At 68.5% G+C, this 20,016-nt stretch carries 18 protein-coding genes; 10 read left to right on the top strand and 8 right to left on the bottom strand.

Annotated elements, in window-relative coordinates; all coding sequences use genetic code 11:
* The first annotated feature begins 105 nt into the window (after window positions 1-105).
* From RCH12_RS06470 to RCH12_RS06460, 3 genes are all read left to right on the top strand, one after another.
* A complete protein-coding gene (locus tag RCH12_RS06470) occupies window positions 106-423 on the top strand; it encodes a carboxymuconolactone decarboxylase family protein (protein WP_327016371.1) in 318 nt (105 codons plus the stop codon).
* A 56-nt stretch (window positions 424-479) separates the two neighbouring features.
* Window positions 480-1,088 carry a hypothetical protein gene (locus RCH12_RS06465; RefSeq protein WP_088455891.1) on the top strand — a complete coding sequence of 203 codons (609 nt, stop codon included), beginning with the start codon at window positions 480-482 and terminating at the stop codon, window positions 1,086-1,088.
* A 191-nt stretch (window positions 1,089-1,279) separates the two neighbouring features.
* Window positions 1,280-3,844 (top strand): ATP-dependent Clp protease ATP-binding subunit, encoded by a 2,565-nt coding sequence (locus tag RCH12_RS06460; RefSeq protein WP_134409132.1) that lies wholly within the window; start codon window positions 1,280-1,282, stop codon window positions 3,842-3,844.
* 76 nt (window positions 3,845-3,920) lie between these two features.
* Here the strand turns inward: RCH12_RS06460 and RCH12_RS06455 are convergent, their stop codons facing one another.
* Window positions 3,921-6,095, bottom strand: a complete 2,175-nt coding sequence (locus RCH12_RS06455; RefSeq protein WP_327016370.1) for a glutamine synthetase III family protein — start codon at window positions 6,093-6,095, stop codon at window positions 3,921-3,923.
* A 200-nt stretch (window positions 6,096-6,295) separates the two neighbouring features.
* Between RCH12_RS06455 and RCH12_RS06450 the strand changes: the two genes are divergently transcribed.
* Window positions 6,296-8,536 (top strand): HelD family protein, encoded by a 2,241-nt coding sequence (locus RCH12_RS06450; RefSeq protein ID WP_088455894.1) that lies wholly within the window; start codon window positions 6,296-6,298, stop codon window positions 8,534-8,536.
* A 151-nt stretch (window positions 8,537-8,687) separates the two neighbouring features.
* Here the strand turns inward: RCH12_RS06450 and RCH12_RS06445 are convergent, their stop codons facing one another.
* Genes RCH12_RS06445 through RCH12_RS06430 form a run of 4 tightly spaced genes read right to left on the bottom strand, consistent with a single transcriptional unit; the run spans window position 8,688 to window position 11,102 of the window.
* Window positions 8,688-9,287 carry a TetR/AcrR family transcriptional regulator gene (locus RCH12_RS06445; protein WP_134480702.1) on the bottom strand — a complete coding sequence of 200 codons (600 nt, stop codon included), beginning with the start codon at window positions 9,285-9,287 and terminating at the stop codon, window positions 8,688-8,690.
* Window positions 9,288-9,290: 3 nt separating this feature from the next.
* Window positions 9,291-9,749 (bottom strand): DoxX family protein, encoded by a 459-nt coding sequence (locus RCH12_RS06440; RefSeq protein WP_327016369.1) that lies wholly within the window; start codon window positions 9,747-9,749, stop codon window positions 9,291-9,293.
* 40 nt (window positions 9,750-9,789) lie between these two features.
* Window positions 9,790-10,107, bottom strand: coding sequence for a hypothetical protein (locus tag RCH12_RS06435; RefSeq protein ID WP_088455897.1), 318 nt, complete (start codon window positions 10,105-10,107; stop codon window positions 9,790-9,792).
* A 32-nt stretch (window positions 10,108-10,139) separates the two neighbouring features.
* The gene (locus RCH12_RS06430) at window positions 10,140-11,102 is read right to left on the bottom strand and encodes a 1-phosphofructokinase family hexose kinase (RefSeq protein WP_198418794.1); all 963 of its coding nucleotides are present in this window, start codon (window positions 11,100-11,102) and stop codon (window positions 10,140-10,142) included.
* 333 nt (window positions 11,103-11,435) lie between these two features.
* Between RCH12_RS06430 and RCH12_RS06425 the strand changes: the two genes are divergently transcribed.
* Window positions 11,436-12,155 carry an NAD(P)H-hydrate epimerase gene (locus RCH12_RS06425; protein ID WP_327016368.1) on the top strand — a complete coding sequence of 240 codons (720 nt, stop codon included), beginning with the start codon at window positions 11,436-11,438 and terminating at the stop codon, window positions 12,153-12,155.
* Here RCH12_RS06425 and RCH12_RS06420 read toward each other — a convergent pair.
* Window positions 12,152-13,066 (bottom strand): 3-methyladenine DNA glycosylase, encoded by a 915-nt coding sequence (locus RCH12_RS06420; RefSeq protein WP_134480704.1) that lies wholly within the window; start codon window positions 13,064-13,066, stop codon window positions 12,152-12,154. The genes RCH12_RS06425 and RCH12_RS06420 overlap by 4 nt on opposite strands.
* 153 nt (window positions 13,067-13,219) lie before the next feature.
* Between RCH12_RS06420 and RCH12_RS06415 the strand changes: the two genes are divergently transcribed.
* Entirely contained in the window at window positions 13,220-13,981 is a 762-nt protein-coding gene (locus RCH12_RS06415; protein WP_103431571.1) for an SDR family oxidoreductase, read from the top strand.
* A gap of 71 nt (window positions 13,982-14,052) precedes the next feature.
* Here the strand turns inward: RCH12_RS06415 and RCH12_RS06410 are convergent, their stop codons facing one another.
* Window positions 14,053-15,081 (bottom strand): glutathione S-transferase family protein, encoded by a 1,029-nt coding sequence (locus tag RCH12_RS06410; RefSeq protein WP_327016367.1) that lies wholly within the window; start codon window positions 15,079-15,081, stop codon window positions 14,053-14,055.
* Between the two features lie 47 nt (window positions 15,082-15,128).
* Window positions 15,129-15,425 (bottom strand): hypothetical protein, encoded by a 297-nt coding sequence (locus RCH12_RS06405; protein WP_103431573.1) that lies wholly within the window; start codon window positions 15,423-15,425, stop codon window positions 15,129-15,131.
* A gap of 223 nt (window positions 15,426-15,648) precedes the next feature.
* On the opposite strand from RCH12_RS06405, the gene RCH12_RS06400 reads away from it, so the two are divergent.
* The 4 genes from RCH12_RS06400 to ligD all read left to right on the top strand — a co-directional run bounded on the left by RCH12_RS06400 (window position 15,649) and on the right by ligD (window position 19,968).
* Window positions 15,649-17,379: a putative bifunctional diguanylate cyclase/phosphodiesterase gene (locus RCH12_RS06400; RefSeq protein WP_327016366.1), complete on the top strand. Its 1,731-nt coding sequence runs from the start codon at window positions 15,649-15,651 to the stop codon at window positions 17,377-17,379.
* Between the two features lie 128 nt (window positions 17,380-17,507).
* Entirely contained in the window at window positions 17,508-17,942 is a 435-nt protein-coding gene (locus tag RCH12_RS06395; RefSeq protein WP_103479074.1) for a VOC family protein, read from the top strand.
* 291 nt (window positions 17,943-18,233) lie between these two features.
* Complete coding sequence (locus RCH12_RS06390; protein ID WP_327016365.1) at window positions 18,234-18,743, top strand: hypothetical protein; 510 nt, start codon at window positions 18,234-18,236, stop codon at window positions 18,741-18,743.
* A gap of 202 nt (window positions 18,744-18,945) precedes the next feature.
* A complete protein-coding gene (ligD, locus tag RCH12_RS06385) occupies window positions 18,946-19,968 on the top strand; it encodes a non-homologous end-joining DNA ligase (protein ID WP_327016364.1) in 1,023 nt (340 codons plus the stop codon).
* The last annotated feature ends 48 nt before the right edge of the window (window positions 19,969-20,016 follow it).

The following is a 20,016-nucleotide window of genomic DNA, read 5'->3' as shown; positions in this document are numbered from 1 at the left end:
TGCGGCGTGAGGCCGGCGTGCCGTCGTGGTGCGCCCGTCGAACACCGAAGAATCCGGAAAACGCGAACACCAACAGGGTCCAACCCTGGAAATGGAGCGATACCCATGGCCACAGGAACAACCCCGGTACTGGATGCGGCGGCAGAGATCAACGCTGTCTCGCTGGCCCGCACCGACCTCGATCCGCGCACGCTGATGATCGCCCGGATCGCGGCCCTGGTGGCCGTGGATGCACCGGTCGGTTCATACCTCATGCACGTCGGACCGGCAGCGGAGGTCGGGCTGACCGCCGGCGACATCGAGGACGTTCTCATCGCCGTTGCCCCGATCGTGGGCACGCCACGGTTGCTGTCATCGGCTCGCAAGATCGTCGAGGCCTTCGACCTCGCGATCCAACTCGACTCCGAGGGCGACACCCAGTAACGCCCAGAGTCCACCGCAGCCGCGTCGTGCGGCAGATCCAGTGAGGAGCACCCCCAGTGAGAAAGCCCATCGTCTTCATGGCCCTGCTGGTGCTCCTTGCCGGATGCGCGCCCGCCGACGGCACCGATCCGACACCGAGCAGTTCGTCGCCATCGGCCGCAACGGCCACCCCGTCACCCGGTCAGACGGCGTCACCTCCGACAGATGCACAGATCACCTGGGCGGGCACGGTCTGCAGCGACGTATCGACCGTGCAGACCGACGTTCAGGGGCTGGCGACGGCGGCGGTCACCGGGGGCGATTCGGTGGGTACCGCGGTGTCCAACCAGATGGATACCGTGTCGGCCTCGGTGAGCGCCTTGGTCGACACTGTGAAGTCACCCCCGGAGAATCTCGGGGACGACCCGGAGCTCCTGGCCGTGCAGGAGTCGATCGACACCGTCGATCAGTCGTTCACGACCTTGCGGGCGAGCGCCAGTGCGGTGGAGGGCACCAGCGGGGCCACCCTGGTCGATGCGCTGGCGACGCTCGTCGGTGACACCGGTACAGTGCTCTCCGACGTGGGTGCCGCCGCTCAGACCATCACCACGGCAACCCAGGACACCTCCAGCACCCTCGGCCAGGCCTTCCGAGCTGCACCCGAGTGCGCCGACCTCACCTCCTGAAACCCGGTGACCCGGCCCGTGTGTCGTGCGCCCGGCGGCAGTGACTTCGGCGTCCGCCGGACGCATTGCGAGCGCGGATTCAGGGAAATCTCAGGATGCCGCGGGAATGAAACGCGCGCCCAAACGTTGACTTGAGTCGAGGTCACTCAAGTTTTGGGTTTCCTCCTCGTTCAGATTCCCAGGAGGTTTCCTTGCCTACATACTTCGGCCCGACCGGTTCCGACAACGGTTCGTTCGACGAGTTCCTGGCCCGCTACCTGCAAGGCCAGCGCGCCGCGCAGTCCGGCCGCCCCATCGAGATCACCCGGCTCCTCAGCCGCCGCACCCACGAGATCCTCGTGCAGGCGGCCCAGTTCGCCGTCGCCCACGGTCACGCCCACGTTGACGCCCTGCACCTGCTGCGGGTGATGGTCGAACAGGAACCCGCCGCCTCGGCCATCCGCCGTGCCGGTGGTGACCCCGCCGCCATCGCGGCCGCCGCCGACCAACGCCTGCCGGAGTCCGGCGACCGTGAGTCCCAGTCCGCGCCCGGTCTGACGCCCTCGGCACAGCGCGCCCTGCTGGATGCTCACCAGGTGGCCCGCGCCTTCGGCTCCACCTACATCGACCCGGAGCACCTGTTCTTCGCCTTCGTGGTGAACCAGGACTCACCCGCCGCCCGCGTGCTCGCCGAGTCCGGCGTCACGGCCGAGTCACTGCAGGCCGGCGCCCAGCAGGCCGAGGACGACGAGGCCCAGGCCGGCAGCTCGGCCGCCGACAGTGCCTCAGACACCCCGATGCTCGACACCTACGGCATCGACCTCACCGAGCGTGCCCGCTCCGGCAAGCTCGACCCGGTGATCGGCCGCAGCGACGAGATCGAACAGACCGTTGAGATCCTCTCCCGCCGCACCAAGAACAACCCGGTGCTGATCGGCGAAGCCGGCGTGGGCAAGACCGCCGTGGTCGAGGGCCTGGCCCAGGCCATCGTCGACGGCCTGGTGCCCGAACAGCTGCGCAGCAAGCGCGTCATCGCGCTCGACCTGCCCGCCATGCTCGCCGGCACCCGCTACCGCGGCGACTTCGAAGAACGCCTGACCAAGACCATGGACGAGATCAGCGAGCGCAGCGATCAGATCATCGTCTTCATCGACGAGCTGCACACCGTGGTCGGTGCCGGCGGTGCCGGCGAGGGCGGAATGGACGCCGGCAACATCCTCAAGCCGCGCCTGGCGCGCGGTGAGCTGCACGTCGTGGGCGCCACCACCCTCAACGAATACCGCAAGGTCGAGAAGGACCCCGCCCTCGAACGGCGCTTCCAGCCCGTGCGGGTGAATGAGCCCAGCATCGACGACGCGGTGCAGATCCTCGCCGGCTTGCAGGGCCGCTACGCCGAGCATCACTCGGTGCGTTACACGGATGCCGCGATCCGCGCGGCCGTCGAAATGAGCGCCAGGTACGTTCCAGACCGGTTCCTGCCCGACAAGGCCATCGACCTGATCGACCAGGCCGGCGCCCGAGCGCGTCTAGCGCTCGGCTCGAGGGTCGACATCGAAGGCCTGCGCGAACAGCGGGCCGGCCTCGAAACGGCCAAGACCATCGCGGTCGCCGCCGAGGCCTACGAGGAGGCGTCCCGCCTGCGGGACGAGACCGAGCAGCTGGCGGAGCAGATCACCGCGGCCGAGGCCGCCCAGGATGCGTCACAGCCGGCACCGTCCGCCGTGGTGGACGAGGCCGAGATCGCCGCGATCATCGCCCGCGCCACCGGCATCCCGGCCAGCCGCCTCACCGCGGGCGACCGCGAACGCCTCGCCACGCTCGAGCACGACCTGCACCAGCGGGTCATCGGGCAGGAGGACGCGGTGACCGTGATCGCCAAGGCCGTACGGCGCAACCGCACCGGAATGGGCGATGCCTCCCGGCCTGTCGGCAGCTTCCTGTTCCTCGGCCCCACCGGGGTGGGCAAGACCGAGCTCGCCAAATCGTTGGCCGAGTCACTGTTCGGTGACGAGAAGGCGATGCTGCGCTTCGACATGAGCGAGTTCGGTGAACGTCACACCGTGAGCCGCCTGGTCGGTGCTCCTCCGGGGTACGTCGGCTACGACGAGGCCGGCCAGCTGACCGAACACGTGCGGCGGAACCCCTACTCGGTGGTGCTGCTGGACGAGATCGAGAAGGCGCACCCCGACGTCTTCAACCTGCTCCTGCAGGTGCTCGACGACGGCCGCCTCACTGACGGCCAGGGCCGCACTGTGGACTTCCGCAACACCGTGATCATCATGACGTCCAACATCGGCTCCGAGGTGCTCGCCAGCCGCAGCGGCGCGCTCGGCTTCACCGCCGACCTCGACGGAGCGCACAACGGCTTCGGGTCGGAGAAGGCCCTGCGGGACCGGGTGATGGCCAAGCTCCGTGAGGCCATGCGGCCCGAGTTCCTCAACCGCATCGACGAGGTCGTGCTGTTCCGGAAGCTCGATCAGCCCCAGCTCCGCCAGATTGTGCGGCTGCTGCTGAACCAGACCGAGGCCAGGCTGCACGCCCAGGGACACGCGCTCACCGTGAGCGACGCGGCCGTGGACTGGATTGCCGAGAACGGCTACGAGCCCGAGTACGGCGCGCGGCCGCTCCGCAGGGTCATCCAGCGTCAGCTCGACGACAGAATCGCCGACCTGCTGGTGGCTTCAGAGCTCGGCGTCGCGGGAGTGGTGGCCGTTACCGTGGCCGATGGTGCCCTGCACGTGGCGTCCGAACCGGCACGGATGCCGCTGGCGGCGTAGCCGCGGATGAGAACGCCCCGACCGGACCTTGACGGGTCCGGCCGGGGCGTTTCTGCGTTCGGCCTGTTCGTGGAAGCTACAGAATGAAGAGCATCTCCTGGTAGGTCGGCAGCGGCCACAGGTCATCGGCCACGATGCCCTCCAGCACGTCGGCCGCCGCGCGCACGGCGCTCATGGCCGGCAGCAGGTCATCCCTGGCGTGCTCTGCCTCGGCCAGCGCGCTGCCGGACTCGGCAGCCAGGACGTCCTTGAGCACGACCAGGGCGGTGCGCAGCTTGGCGATCGGAGCGCTCACTTCCAACAGGGCGGCTATGTCGGCATCCCCGCCGGCGGCCTTGACGGCGCCGATGTTGAGTGCCACCTCGGTCTGGTGCCGCATCGCGGCCGGCAGGATCTGCGTCGAGCCGATCTCGAGGGTGAGGCGGGCCTCAACACCGATGGTGAGCGCGTACTGCTCCAGACCGATCTCATAGCGGCTGTGCATCTCCCGGTGGTTGAACACCCGGTACTTCTCGAACAGCTCCAGGGCGGACTCGGTGATCAGCTCCGGCAGGGCGTCCAGCGTCGTCCGCAGGTTCGCCAACCCCCGCTTTTCGGCCTCGATGGGCCAGGAGTCCGCGTAGCCGTCGCCGTTGAACACGATGGCGCCGTGCTCGGTGATGATCTGGGTCAGCAGGGCTTGCACGGCGGTGTCGAAGTCGGTGCCGGCCGCGACGGCCGCCTCAAGGTCGGTGGCGATGTAGTCCAGCGACTCCGCCATGATCGTGTTGATCGTCACCATCGGGCCGCTCACGGTCTGCATCGAGCCCGGCGCGCGGAACTCGAACCGGTTGCCGGTGAAGGCGAACGGGCTGGTGCGGTTGCGGTCGCCGGGATCGGTCGGCAGCTGGGGCAGCGTGTCGACGCCGATGATCATGGTGCCCTTGTCCTTCGAGGAGGTCGCGGGACCCTTGGCGATCTGCTCGAAGACATCCGCCAGCTGGTCGCCGAGGAAGATCGAGATGATCGCCGGCGGGGCCTCGTTGGCGCCCAGACGGTGGTCGTTGGTCGCCGAGGCGACGGAGACCCGCAGCAGACCGGCGTACTTGTGCACGGCACGGATGACCGCGGCGCAGAAAACCAGGAACTGGGCGTTGTCGTGCGGGTTGTCGCCGGGGACGAGCAGGCTGCCGAGCTGGTTGTTGCCCAGCGAGAAGTTGACGTGCTTGCCTGAGCCGTTGACTCCCTGGAAGGGCTTCTCGTGGAAGAGGCACTCCATGCCGTGTTTCTTGGCGATGGTCTTGAACGTGGTCATCAGCAGCTGCTGGTGGTCTGCGGCGATGTTGCCGCGTTCGAACATCGGCGCGATCTCGAACTGGCCGGGCGCGACTTCGTTGTGCCGGGTCTTGGCGGGGATGCCGAGCTTGAACAGCTCCCGCTCGGTGTCCATCATGAAACCGAGCACCCGCTCGGGGATGGCACCGAAGTAGTGGTCGTCGAATTCCTGGCCCTTGGGCGGCTTGGCGCCGAACAGGGTGCGGCCGGAGTTGAGCAGATCGGGGCGGGCCAGGAAGAAGTGCCGGTCCACGAGGAAGTACTCCTGCTCAGGGCCGCAGAACGCGACGACCTTGGCCGGCTCGACGTGGCCGAACAGGCGCAGGATACGCTCGGCGTGTTCGCCCATCGCCTGTTGCGAGCGCAGCAGCGGCGTCTTGTGGTCGAGGGCTTCGCCGGTCATCGAGACGAAAACCGTGGGGATGCACAGGGTGTTGCCGTTCGGGTTCTCCAGAACGTAGGCGGGGCTGGTGACGTCCCATCCGGTGTAGCCGCGGGCCTCGAAGGTGTTGCGCAGGCCGCCGTTGGGGAAACTGGAGGCGTCGGGCTCGCCCTGCACGAGGGTCTTGCCGGCGAACTCGGCCAGCGCGGTGCCGTCGCCGACGGGTTCGAGGAAGCTGTCGTGCTTTTCGGCGGTGAGGCCGGTGAGCGGGTAGAACACGTGCGCGTAGTGCGATGCGCCCTTTTCCATCGCCCAGTCCTTCATGGCGGAGGCGACGGCGTCGGCGACCAGGGGATCCAGCATCGCACCGTGCTCGATGGTGGCCATGACCGACTTGTAGACGAGCTTGGGCAAGCGCTTCTGCATGACGACGCTGCTGAACACGTTCTCACCGAAGATCTGGCCAGGGGTTTCGGCGTCGGTGAAGCTGACGGCCGGGGGCACATAGGCCTCGACATCCCTGATCGCCTGCAGGCGCATGGCATTTCCACTCATGGTTTACCCCTCTATTCGGGTCTATTCGGGCTCTGTCCGCGACGGGGTGCGGAATCCGGTAGCCCAAACCTAGGGAGCGTGTATGCCGGGGACATTTCGGCCGCGTGACGGATTCGCTCTGCCGGTGCTCCCGGTTGGGGGTCGAAACCCAGCAGCATCGTCAGCGGCTAAACTGGTCGTTTGATTTGAGGGGTGTTTGAGTGGTTGATACGGAGCTCGCGCGCGAACAGGACTATGTCGCCACGCTGTACGCGCGCCTCGACGCGCTGCAGCGGGAGGCCGAGGCCCAGCTGAAGGCCGTGCGGATTCTCGACGTCGGTGGTAACCACCAGTCCCGGTCCGAGCGCGACACCTTTGCCCGCACCTACGAGGACCGCATCGTGCAGTTGCGCGAGGTGGACGACCGCCTGGCCTTCGGCCGGCTGGAGACTGCCCCGGAGGAGGACGGCGCACCCGTCTACAGGTACATCGGCCGGGTGGGCCTCCGCGACGAGAACCTGCAGCCGATCCTGCTCGACTGGCGGGTACCGCAGGCCAGCGCCTTTTATCAGGCCACCGCCGCGACGCCGCTCGGTGCCCGCTCCCGCCGGCACCTGCTCTCCAACGGCCGGCGCATCATCCGCATCGAAGACGAGATTCTGGATGCGGCGCTGCTGGAGGGCGACACCGCCAACCTGCATCAGGGCGAGGGGGCGCTGCTCTCGGCGCTGACCGCCCAGCGCACCGGGCACATGTCCGACATCGTCTCGACGATCCAGGCCGAACAGGACCGCATCATCCGCTCGGAGCTGAACGGTGTGCTTGTCGTGCAGGGCGGCCCCGGCACCGGCAAGACCGCCGTGGCGCTGCACCGCGCCGCCTACCTGCTCTACACGCACCGCGACAGGCTGCAGAACGCCGGTGTGCTCATCGTCGGACCGTCCACGTCGTTCCTGCAGTACATCGAGGCGGTGCTGCCGTCACTCGGAGAGACCGGGGTGGTGCTCGCCTCGGTGGGCCAGCTGTTCCCCGGCGTCGAGGCCGGCCACGAGGACGCGCCCGCCGTCGCCGCGCTCAAGGGCCAGACGTTCATGGCCGACCTGATCGCTCGGGCCGTGAAGAGCAGGCAGAAGGTGCCGGCCGCCGCCCAAAAGCTGCTCGTGAACGGCGACACCCTGGTGCTCAAGCCCCAGCTGATCGAGGCAGCCATCCACCGCGCCCGCTCCGGCGGGAAGCCGCACAACGAGGCCCGCGTCGTCTTCGTCAAGCACGCCCTGAACGCGCTGGCCCGCGAGTGGCTCGAGCAGCTCCAGCGCCAGGGCCGGTCGATGGACGACACCGACCTTCCGATGCTGCGCGAAGACCTCCGGCTGGCCGACGATGTACGGGTGGCGCTGAACACCGCATGGCTGCCACTCACCCCGCAGAAGCTTGTGCAGGACCTCTACGCCCGGCCGCAGTGGCTGGAAGAGCTCACGCCGCGCTGGCGGGCCGCGCAGCGCGCGCTGCTCCACCGACCGCGTGACGCCGAGTTCACCATCGCCGACATCCCGCTGCTCGATGAGGCGGCCGAGCACCTCGGCGAGTACAGCGCCGTCGACGCGGCCCAGAAGCGTGAGGCCAAGGAACAGCGCAAGCGCGACATTGAGAACGCCGAGCTGGCGATCAAGAACATGGACGTCAAGGGACTCGTGAATGCGAAGGCCCTCGCCGACAACTTCGCCGAACTCGGCGACCGCGCCACCACGGCCGAACGGGCGGCGCTGGATCGCAGCTGGACCTACGGGCACGTGATCGTGGATGAGGCGCAGGAGCTCTCGCCCATGCAGTGGCGGCTGCTCATGCGCCGCGGCCCGCGCCGCTCGTTCACCATCGTCGGCGACATCGCCCAGGCCGCCGCGGCCGCCGCGGCGGACAGCTGGCGGGAGGCCCTCGCACCCGTGCTCGAGGCCTCGTTCGAAGCCGACAGGTGGCGCCTGGAGGAGCTGACGGTGAACTACCGCACCCCCAGCCAGATCGCCGAGGCCGCCGAGAAGATGGCGGTGGCGCACGGCCTGCCGATCACGGCGTCACGCACGGTGCGCGCCAGCGACTGGCCGGTCGTTATCGTGACGGACGCCCTGGACGCCCTGCGGCGGGAGCGCACCCTGGGCGTGGGCGGCACTGTCGCGGTGATCGTGGTGGAGGAGCACATCGATGCCCTCGCAGAGGCTCTCGACGCCGAGTTCGGCGACATCGTCGGCCGCGGGGCGCTCGGTCTGCTGCGGGATGTGGCGTTGCTCACCCCGCACGACTCCAAGGGTCTCGAATTCGACGCCGTGATCGTCGTCGACCCCACCGCCATCGTGGCGGCGTCCGAACGCGGAGCCGGAGCACTCTACGTGGCCATGACCCGCGCGACCCAGCGCCTGTACCTCGTGAGCGACGGTCCGCTGCCCGCCGGGCTGAGCGACCTGCCCTAGCGTCCGGCTGCGCTGCCTCGCCGCACCGACGTCGCCCACTCCGGGCACTAGTCCCCTTCACGCGTGCAGAAGGGGTTTTTGAGGCACGTCGGGGGAGACCTGTCTCGGGTCGCTCTGCCTGCCTCGGCGCCGGCCTCCTCAGGACGGCTTGTCAGGCGGCGCGCGGCCGCAGGGCCCTGATGGTCGCGAGGAGCGCTTCGGAATTGATCAAGGCCGAGTTGCGGATCGCCTGGATGGAGGCGCCCTGAATGAGCGCCACGACTGTGGCCGCGAGGTCGACGCCCGAGACGCCCTCCCCGCCGGCAGGGGACCCGGCCGCGCCGACCGCCTCGCGGCAGACCGGCAGGAACGCCTCCAGGTAGCGCCCGAATGAGGCCTCGATGCGGTCGCGAAACAGGTCGGCGTGGCGGGAGAAGTAGAACGCGAAGAGCAACTCCACGCCCGCGTGGTGCTCGACCAGGCGTTCGAGCTCGACCCTGACCATCCGTTCGAGGCGGTCCCACGGTGCCAGGGCGGCCAGGCTCGGGTCGGTGAGCGCGTCGAGGGTGCCGTCGAGCAGCACCGCGAGCAGGGCCTGGAGCAGGCCGTCCTTGGACTGGAAGTGGAAGAACACCAGGCCAGGGGAGATGCCCGCTGCGGTGGCGACGCGTCGGGCGGTGACGGCATCAAGACCGTCGGTGAGGGCGATCTGGTAGGCGGCGGTCAGGATGGCGTCGCAGCGTTCCTGTTCGGGCAGTTTGGGTCCGCCCATGGGTCAGTTGCCGCCGTCGGTGCGCCGGCCGGTGCGATACTCGCGCCACGCCTTCCAGGCGCCCGTTGACCAGAGCGCCCAGAGCACCAGCACGGGCTGGAAGAGCAGCCGGATGGTGCGGTCGAGGTCGGTGTTCAGCCCGAATGAGTCGGTCTGGGTGACGAGCTGGGAGATGTTGCCGGGAAAGATCGCGACGAAAAACGCGGCCACGATCCAGCCGACCTGCACACGGAACCGGCCCAGCGCCAGCAGCGCCGCGCCCAGGATGATCTCGACGACTCCCGAGGCCACGACCACGAAGTCGCCCTCCAGCGGCAGCCAGGTAGGTACCTGGGCGAGGAACGCCTCCCGGTTGACGGTGAGGTGGCTGATGCCGGCGAGCAGCAGGAAAGCGCCGAGCACCAGGCGCAACACTGTGCGGACAATCGTGGCGCGGGTCTTCTGCGAGGCGAGGAGGGTCATGGCTCCCACCCTACATTGATCACTGGGTCAATGACTCGGCCTACCGCGGGGCGGCGGCCACCAGTTCGGCCACTTCGGCGTCGGTGCGGGCCTCGAACACGCCCCACATCATGTGGGTCGGCCCGCTGCCATCGCTACCCGCCCTGGCGGGGCGGCTGATCCACCGATTGGCGGTTGCCGCGGCGCCCAGGGCGACCAGGGAAGGGGCGATGACGGTCTTGCGCAGAGTGCCGGCAACGACGCTGCCGTCGCTCCCGAGTCGCCAGCCACGGCTCGCGGCCAGCACCTGGCCCACCTCTTCGTCGGTCAGCCAGCGGGAAAAGCTCCGACCGGGCGGGTCGATTCTGGTCAGCTTCATGGGAACAACACTAATCTCGCCGCCCGAGGCGCTCAGGCCGGGACCAGGGCGAGTTCGGCTTCCAGTCGTTCCACGTCGGCCCGGTGGCAGAGCTCGGTGGCCGGTGTCATCGCGGTGGCGCTGCCGGCCGCGACCGCCGCTCTGAAGGCCGCGGCAGGGTCGTGGCCCTGTGCGATGCGCAGCACGAACGCGCCGAGGAAACTGTCGCCGGCGCCGACAGTGCTCTGCACCGTGACCTGCGGAACGGCCAAGCGCATCACGCCGGCCGCCGAGGCGAGCACGGCACCCTTGCCGCCGAGCGTGAGGGCCACGAACTCGGCGGATCCCCGGGAGACGAGGGTGCTTGCCGCGGCGATCTGGCTCTCTTCGGTGTCGAGCGTCGAGCCCACCAGCTCGCCCAGTTCACGTCCGCTGGGTTTGACCAGGAAGACCCCTTCCGCGAGGGCTGCGGCCAGGGCCGGCCCGGACGCATCCACTATGCAGCGCGCGTCGTGCTCGCGGGCCAGGCGGGCGACCCTGGCGTAGAAGTCGTCGGGCGCGCCCGGCGGCAGGCTGCCGCTGGCCACCACGTAGCCGCCGTGCGGGATCGACTCCGCCACCCGGGCGAGGCAGGCACGCCACTCGGGTTCGGTGATTTCCGGACCCTGCAACACGAAGCGGAACTGTTTGCCGGTGGTCGTCTCGTCAACCGTGAAGCTCTCCCGGGTGCTGCCCGCGATGGGCACCACCACGGTGGGGAGGCCTTCGGCTTCGATGAGCTTGCGGTAGGCGTCGCCGGTCGGCCCGCCGGCTGCATAAATGGCCAGGGTTTGGCCACCGAGACGCTGGATGACGCGGGAGACGTTGATGCCGCCGCCACCCGGGTCGAGCCTGGAGAGTCCGCAGCGCATCTTGTGCTCACCGACCACGTTTTCCGTCGAGGTGCTGACGTCGAGGGCAGGGTTGACCGTGAGAGTGAGTATCGGTCGCAGCGTTGTCGGCCTGGGAACATCCATGACCCCAGCGTAGGACTGTGAGCGCTTTTCGCCGGTCAGCGGCGGGAGAACAGCCTGGTGAAGAAGCCTCCCCCGGAGGGCTCCTTCTGGTGTCCGGCGCAGCGATCGATTCGGGGGACGCCCCGCATGACCTGGTCGACGTGTTGACCACAGCCGGCCCAGGTGGTCTTTCCGCAGGTTCTACAGGTCACGGCTCGGCACACGGGGGACTCCTTCTGGTTGGCCAGGCCGGGCGGCCTGGAGGACCCAACAATACCCCATGGGGTATCCACTTCTCTGACCGGATGCTGAGCGTCGCGGGGTCGGGCCGCCCCGGCGGCGTAGGGTGGCGGCGTGCATCCCTCACCCGTGCCGACCTACACCGCAGCCCAGGTGCGCGAGGCCGAAGCCCCGTTCCTCGAGCAGGGAGTACCCCTCATGGCCCGGGCGGCCCGTGCGCTCGCAACCGAGGCAGCGGCCCTTCTCACGGCGCGGCGCGGCGGATCGGATGGCGGAGCGGTTGAGGATGCGCGCGTGCTGGTTCTGGCCGGGTCGGGCAACAACGGGGCAGACGCCTTGTACGCCGCGGAGATGCTGGCCGGCTGGGGCGCCACCCTCTGCATCCTGCCTACCAGCGACCGCCCACACCGGGAAGCGCTCGAGGCGGCCCTCGCGCACGGAGCTGACCTGCGCCCGATGGACGAACCTCCCGACGTCGTCACAGGCCTCGCTCGTTCGGCCGACCTGATCCTCGACGGCATCCTGGGCACCGGGGCCACCGGCAATCCCGCCTTGCGCGGAGTGGCGCGCGGCACTGTGGCGGCTCTTCTGCCGGCCCTCGCCGGTGAGCATCCGCCCCTGGTCGTGGCCGTGGACCTGCCCAGCGGCATCGGCGTGGACGATGGCAGCGTGCCCGACCCCACGGTGCTGCCGGCCGACCTGACGGTGACCTTCGGCGGTTGCAAGACCGGGCTCGTCACCCGCCCGGCCGCCGACTATGTCGGCCGGGTCGTCGTGGCCGACATCGGTATCGGTGACGAGCTGGAGCGCATCCGCCGACGTGACCTGGGCTAACGCGCCGGGAGCACAGGCTCCGGCAGCGCGCCGACCGCGGCGATCACCCGGGCGCGCAGGCCGTTGCTCCGTTCGGTGAACCCGCGTTGCCGCCGCACGTACTCGGCCTTGCCGGTCGGGGTCTCGATGGCGACAGGGGAGTAGCCCCACTCGGAGAGGTCGTAGGGGGATGCCTGCATGTCGAGTTCCCGGATGTCGCGGGCGAGGTCGAAGCAGTCCAGCAGCAGGTCCCCGGGAATCAGGGGACCGAGCTTGATGGCCCACTTGTAGACGTCCATGCCAGCGTGCAGGCAACCGGGCTGCTCCAGACGCGGCTGGTTCTCCCGGCTCGGCAGTACGGGGCGGGCCTGCTCCGAGTTGAGGTCCACGGCGGCGGGGGTGAAGAAGCGGAACGCGTCGAAATGCGTACAGGCGATCCGGTGGGATTCCACCACGGTGTCGGTGTCGCCCTGGCTGAGCCGCAGCGGCGATTCATGGCGGTGCTCGCCCTGTTTGTACACCATGGCCCATTCGTGCAGGCCGAAGCAGCCGAAATCGCCGGCTCGCTGGGCGGTGCGGCCCAGCAGTGTCACGATGAAGCGGATGCTCCGCGCGTTCTTCTCGATGAAGGCGGCGTGGTCGACGACCAGGTCGTCCCGCTCGGAGCGGTACCATTTCCACCCGGCGCGCTCCTCGGTCGCCGCGCCCTGCAGGACCACGTTGGCACCGGGGTGCCACCGCCGCAACAACCCTGGACGGAACGGGTAGTAGGTGAACAGAAAGTCGTCCACCGGATGCGTGTCTACGGTGCCGGCGCGTTGCCGGCGTCCCAGCGTGGCGGCGTCGGCCCGATCCTGGTGCCGACGTTCCAGTTCGCGCCAGTCGCCGGCGGTGAGCGCTGTGAGCGCGGTCGCGGGAGAGATGTGCACCATACGAGGGTACTCGCGGCCGTGCGGGGCCCGTCCAATCCGCAGGTCGGGTCGCCCGGCGGCGTGATCACCCCGTAGAGTAGTCACTAGGCGGAACGATGTTCCGCCCAGCAGAACATCGAACGCGACCCGGCACACTCACAAAGGAGCACCAACATGACCGCGAACCCCTTCGACCTCACCGGCAAGGTGGCCATCGTCACGGGCGCCAGCAGCGGCATCGGGCTCGCCATGGCTGAGGGACTCGCCGCGGCCGGAGCCGACATCGTCGGCGTGAGCGTCAACATGCCGATGACCGGCAGCGAGGTCTCCCAGCGGGTTGAGGCACTGGGCCGCACCTTCACCCCCTACGACGCCGATTACGCCGACCGTGCAGTGATCACCGCCCTCGGCACCGAGCTGGCCGCCCTGAACGCCGACATCCTCGTCAACAATGCCGGCACCATCCGCCGGGCCCCGGCCGCCGTGCACTCGGACGAGTTCTGGGACGAAGTGATCGCCGTGAACCTCTCGTCGCAGTTCGTGCTGAGTCGCGCCGTCGGCGCCAACATGGTGGCGCGCGGCCACGGCAAGATCATCTTCACCGCCTCGCTCCTGAGCTTCCAGGGCGGCGTGAACGTTCCCGGCTACACGGCATCCAAGTCGGCTATCGTCGGCCTGGCCAAGGCGCTGGCGAACGAATGGGCTGCGTCCGGTGTCAACGTGAACGCCATCGCACCCGGTTACATCGCCACCGCCAACACGAAGGACCTGCGGGCTGACGCCGACAGGTCCAAGGCGATCCTCGATCGCATCCCCGCCGGACGCTGGGGCGAAGCCTCCGACCTCGTCGGTGCCGCCGTCTTCCTCTCCAGCAGCGCATCCGACTACATCAACGGCATCACCCTGCCCGTCGACGGTGGCTGGCTGGCCCGCTAGGCGCGACTGAACTGCGAAAATCCCCCCTTCCTGTTGCCAGTCAAGGGGGGATTTTCGCACCTCGGTGCAGCCTAGAGCGCCGGTACCCGCTCGCTTTCGAGCGGCGCCTCCGGCGGCGTGCCGTCGCCGAACGGGCGGCCGCCCAGGGCCTCGCGGCCGTGCGCGGTCAGCCACCCCGACGCATCCGGCCCAGCGGGCACGATGCCGGTGGGGTTGATGTCGCTGTGGGTCACGTAGTAGTGCTTCTTGATCTGCTCGAAGTCGATGGTGTCGCCGAAGCCCGGGGTCTGGAACAGGTCGCGGGCGTAGGCCCAGAGCACCGGCATCTCGCTGAGCTTGTTGCGGTTGCACTTGAAGTGACCGTGATAAACCGCGTCGAACCGGGCGAGCGTGGTGAACAGGCGGATGTCGGCCTCGGTGATGGTATCGCCCACCAGGTAACGCTGGTTCGTCAGGCGTTCTTCGAGCCAGTCGAGCCTCGAGAAGAGGGTGCCGTATGCCCGCTCGTAGGACTTCTGGCTGCCGGCGAAGCCACACTTGTAGACGCCGTTGTTGACGTCGTGGAAGATCAGGTTGGCGACCTCGTCGATCTCGGCGCGGAGGGCGACCGGATAGAGGGCGGGCGCGCCGGGCCGGTGGTAGTCCGCCCACTCGGTCTCGAAGTCCAGAGTGATCTGGGGATAGTTGTTGGTCACGACCTTGCCCGAGGGCACATCCACGATCGCCGGCACCGTGATGCCGCGGGGGTAGTCGGGAAAGCGCGCGAAGTAGGCCTGCTGGATGCGTTCGATGCCCAGCACCGGGTCGACCCCGTTCGGGTCGAGGTCGAAGGTCCAGCTGTTTTTGTCGTGGGTGGGGCCGGGCAGGCCAAGGGAGATGACCCGCTCCAAGCCGAGCAACCGGCGCACGATGGCGGTGCGGTTCGCCCACGGGCAGGCGCGGGCGGCTACCAGGCGGTAGCGGCCGGGTTCCACCGGCCAGCCGTCGCGTCCGTCGAGGGTGATGCGGTCTTCGATGTAGTTGGTGTCGCGATCGAAGTCCTTGCCGGGCTCCACGTAACTGGGACGCAGCGTGCTGGGGGTGAGGGTCTCGTTGCTCATGGCTCCACGCTACGGGAAAGAACCCGTGCGTACGCATAGAGTTGCCCTCATTCGCGCAGGTGGTGCACAGGCCAGCCGGCAACGTGGGCGAGCAGGTCCAGCAGCGACTGGGCGGAGGCGCGGGCCTCAGCCTGGCCGCGCGGATCGTGCACGTCGAGGGTGAGGGGCGGGGCCTCACCGAATTTGGGGATGTCCACTTCCACCCAGCCGCCTTGCGGTAGCGCGACGAAGGCGGATGCCGTCCGCGCCCCCTGCACCGGGGCATCCAGCGTCGCGGCGATGACGGCCAGCGCCTCGGGCTTGGTCAGGTGAATATCGGCGACGATGCTGGCGACGTGGTCCATGGGGGTCCTTCGATAACGACACGCACAGGCGCTGCCTGTTCAGCGTCAGCTTAACCGACCTTCGGCAACTGCGGATGTCGGTGTCACTCCCTGGTCATCGCCGAGCGGCCCGGTGATCTGCGGCACTCGATGTGGCCGTTCTGGGGGTGCGCGGAACCTTAACGCGCGGCAAACGGCGGCGAGCGGGTTTTGTGACACCCACGGGCTCCGGTATTGATTTTGTATGAGCTTAGAATTTCCGCCTGTAGCCCGGGAACTGCGTGCTGACCGGCCCGTCAGCCTCGGCGAACTGGCCACACCCGCCCGACTGGTACCGGGAGACACCCCGCTGGCCGACATCGACCGGGCTTTCCGGGCCGAGCGCCAGCTCCGCTCCCTGGTCGTGCACGACGGTGAACGATACGCGCTGTTGTCGCGCGAGCACGTGGAATACACGCTCACCGGGCGACTCGGCTTCGGACGGGGGTTGCACGTGAGGTCGACCGCGGCGCACATGGTGGCGGAGAATTCCTTCTCGCTGCCGGGAAACCTCGAACTTGGCCACGCCGCCCAGCGCATCCTCGCCCTGCCGGAGGAGTCCCGCTATCGGGACGTGCTCGTACTCACCGATGCCGGGCCCGGTGTTGTCGCGGTCTCCCAGCTGTTCGAGCGGCTGTCGTCCGACTTCCGTTACGCCGCACTGCACGATTCCCTCACCGGACTGGCCAACCGGCGCCAGCTCGAGGAGCGGGGCTCGACGTTCACCGCCGATGACCTGGCCGGCGTGGCCGTGCTGTTCATCGACCTGGACGGGTTCAAGGCCGTGAACGACACCTTCGGTCACCGGGCGGGTGACGAGGTCCTCGTCGAATTCGCCGACCGGCTGCGCAGGCTGGTGCGTCCCACGGATGTTCTGGCCCGGTTGGGCGGGGACGAATTCGCGGCGCTTCTGGTGAACGTGACGGAGGCCCAGGCCCTCGACGTCGCGGACCGGGTGCTGATCAGTGCCACCGCACCGTTCCCGAGCGACGGCCACCTTCTGCACGTATCCGCGTCGGTCGGTGTCTCGATGGCCGTCGACGTGGTCGACGAACTGGAGCTGAACCAGCTCGACGCACTGCTCAGACACGCCGACGGTGCAATGATCAAGGCCAAGCAGTCCGGCAAACGCCAAGTGGCCAGGCTCGACGGACAGGGCGCCGCGCCGATCACCCGGAACGCGCTCATCCGCCGTCGGCTCACGGCGGCGTTCGAATCCCGCACCTTCGCGCTGAACTACCAACCGCAACTGGACCTCGTCACGGGGGACTGCTCCGCCGTCGAGGCTCTGCTGCGCTGGAACGACAGGGTACTGGGTGAGGTGTCGCCGGCCGAGTTCATCCCGATCACGGAGCTGTCCGGCGACATCCACCGCATCGGTGAGTGGGTGATCGACCAGGCGTGCGCGCAGGCGCGGAAGTGGCTGGATGCGGGTGAGCCACGCAGCATCGCGATCAACGTGTCTCCGCTGCAGCTGGCCGCCCGCACCCTGGTTCCGCAGGTGCTCGCGGCACTCGCCGCCCACGGGGTGCCCGCGGAGCTGCTGCAGGTGGAGATCACCGAGGGGTCCGCGATCACCGACCTGCCGCGGGCGATCGGCCAGCTGCAGGCGTTGCGGGACGCGGGCCTGAGCATCGCGCTCGACGACTACGGAACCGGGTACTCGTCGCTGGCGATGTTGCGTGACCTCCCACTGACCACCGTGAAGATCGACAAGACCTTCATCGACACGATCGAGGACTCGCCCCAGGACGCGCTTCTGGTGGGTGGGGTCATCGACACGGCCCACGCGTTGGGCCTGCGGGTGACCGCGGAGGGAGTGGAACGTCCCGGCCAGTTGCACCTGCTTCGGGCCATGGGCTGCGACACCGCACAGGGCTACCTGATCTCGCGGCCCGTGCCCGCCGAGCTGCTGCCGGTGGCGCAGCCGTGCTGACCCGAACGGCCTGAGCCGGCGCACAACTCGCGCATCTGCGCCGTCCGGTTGATAATCGGCAGCGTACGCAGACGCACCTTCCACCACCGATGGCACGGGCAGCGAGGTCCGGGCAGCGAGGAGACATCATGAGCACGAAGCTCAACCCCTATCTCGGATTTCGTGACAACGCCAAGGAGGCGATGGAGTTCTACCACTCGATCTTCGGCGGCGAATTGACGCGCAGCACGTTCGCGGAATACCAGGCCAGCGAGGACCCGAGCGAGCAGGACAAGACCATGCACGCGGCGCTCACCACCCCGAACGGCCTGTCGTTGATGGCGGCGGACACCCCGAACGCCATGGAGTACACGCCCGGCAACAACTATTCGGTCTCGCTGAGCGGCGACAGTGACGACGCCGCAGTATTGCGCGGCTACTGGGACCGGCTTGTCGACGGCGGAACGGTGACGATGCCGCTGGAGGTCGCGCCGTGGGGCGACAGTTTCGGCATGTGCGTCGACAGGTTCGGAGTGGCCTGGATGGTCAACATCGCGGGGGCTGCGCAAGAGGCTGCGCGATAGGCCCGACCGATCCGACCACCCCGGGACTGGGGTGGTCGGTTCTGGTTGTTCTGGGGGTGCCGTCACTAGCATGAGCACATGAGAGCATCTCGGGGGAGATTCATGGTTCGTGCACGGTCATTCTTGCTGATCGGGGCTTTGGCGGTGGCACTCACGGGCTGCGCCGGGGAGGGATCGGCAGGCACCGCGGCCTCGCCAGAGCCGTCACAGACATCCGTCGCCAGCCCGACCGCAACGCCGGTGCCGACGGAAACACCCGCACCCGCGGCGGCTGCCACTGTCACCGGAATCGTGCTGACGCCCGAGGCCATGCAGGTGACCTCGAGCGACGACAGCGTGGTGTCCTTCAGCTACTACGATCCGATCGAGGACGTCGTCGCCGCCCTGACTGCGGCCTTCGGCGCCGACCCGGTCGTGGGCCGGGAGTATCCGACTGTCGAGCCCGGCCCCCAGACCCTCTACGAGTGGCCGGGGCTGCGGATAGTGGACGAGGACTGGCCGGCCGCCGCGCCGCTGGACTCGAACTACTACGTCGTTCTCGAGGCGCCGGAACTGAACGGCGTGTCACTGGCGACGATAGACGGGATCCAGATCGGCGATTCGGCGCTTACCCTCGCCGACCAGTATCCGCACACCTTGACCGACGAGGACAGCTTCGCAGTGTTCGTCGGCGGAGTCGATATTCCCCGAAGCGACGCGAATCCACGAGACAACTCGTCGATCTCAGTGTGGGTGTGGACCGACAATCCTGAGCGCACCATCACCAGCATCTCCTCGCCGGCCGAGGACTACGGCGTTTGACCTGACTCAGATGAACAGCGTCGTGGCCGACTCGGAGGCTTCGCCGAGGAATGTCGCGACGCCGCCGAGCTCGACGCCGGGCATCAGGTCGGATTCGGCGCGGCGCGAAGACATCCGCGAGCTGTGAGAAAAGCCCCAGAAATCGCGAATTTCTGGGGCTCCACTCACTGTTCGCGGAAGGGATCCGGGTTAGGTTGGGCGCATGGCGAGTGAAGCGACGGAGCTTGTTGTCCACGGGCCACACGGCGAGAGGGCCATGCGCGTCTCCAGCCCGAGCCGGGTGCTCTGGCCGGAGGTGGGCATCACCAAGCTCGACTTGGCCGAATACATCGTGGCCGTAGGGGAGTCCTTCGTCGCGGCGAACGGCGACCGCCCGGTGTCGTTGCAGCGCTTCCCGGCCGGCATCGACGGTGAACAGTTCTTCTCGAAGAACCCGCCCAAGGGCCCCCCCGAGTTCGTGCGGGCGGTGCCGGTGGTCTATCCGAGTGGGCGCACCCATCGGCAGCTCGTGATCGACGAACCGGCCGGTGCCGTGTGGGCGGTGCAGATGAACACCGTGGTCTTTCACCCCTGGCCATCGCGGGCAGAGGACACCGACAACCCCGACCAACTGCGCATCGACCTCGACCCGCAGCCCGGCACCGACTTCGACGACGCCATCCCGGTGGCCATCGAGCTGCGCGCCGTGCTCGCCGAGGCGGGCCTCACCGCGTTCGTCAAGACCTCCGGCAACCGCGGCCTGCACGTCTTCGCGCCCATCGAGCCCACCCGCGAGTTCCAGGTGGTGCGGCACGCGGTGATCGCGGCAGCCCGCGAGGTCGAACGGCGGATGCCGACGACGGTCACCACTGCCTGGTGGAAGGAAGAGCGCGGGGCCCGCATCTTCGTGGACTTCAACCAGGCGAACCGGGACCGCACCATGGCCGGCGCCTACAGTCCGCGGGCGCTCGCCCATGCTCCGGTGTCGTGCCCGATCACCTGGGACGAACTGGGGAGCACCGACCCCAAGGCGCACACCATCCTGACCGTGCCGAAGCGCCTGCAGAGCACCGGCGATCCCTGGGCGCGGATGCACGAGCAGCCGGGCCGCATCGACACGCTGCTGGAGTGGTGGGAACGCGACCTGGCCGCGGGGTTGGGCGAGCTGCCATTCCCGCCGGACTATCCCAAGATGCCCGGTGAGCCGCCCCGGGTGCAGCCCAGCCGGGCCAGGCACGACCCCTAGCGCAGCTCCCGGCAGCTCCGCCGTGCGACGGATGCCGACCGGCCGGAT

Origin of the sequence: Cryobacterium sp. MP_3.1 (genome assembly GCF_035984795.1) — a bacterium.
Taxonomy (GTDB): domain Bacteria; phylum Actinomycetota; class Actinomycetes; order Actinomycetales; family Microbacteriaceae; genus Cryobacterium; species Cryobacterium zongtaii.
The sequence above is the reverse complement of the archived record's forward strand: the minus strand, read 5'-3'. Positions and strand labels throughout refer to the sequence as shown.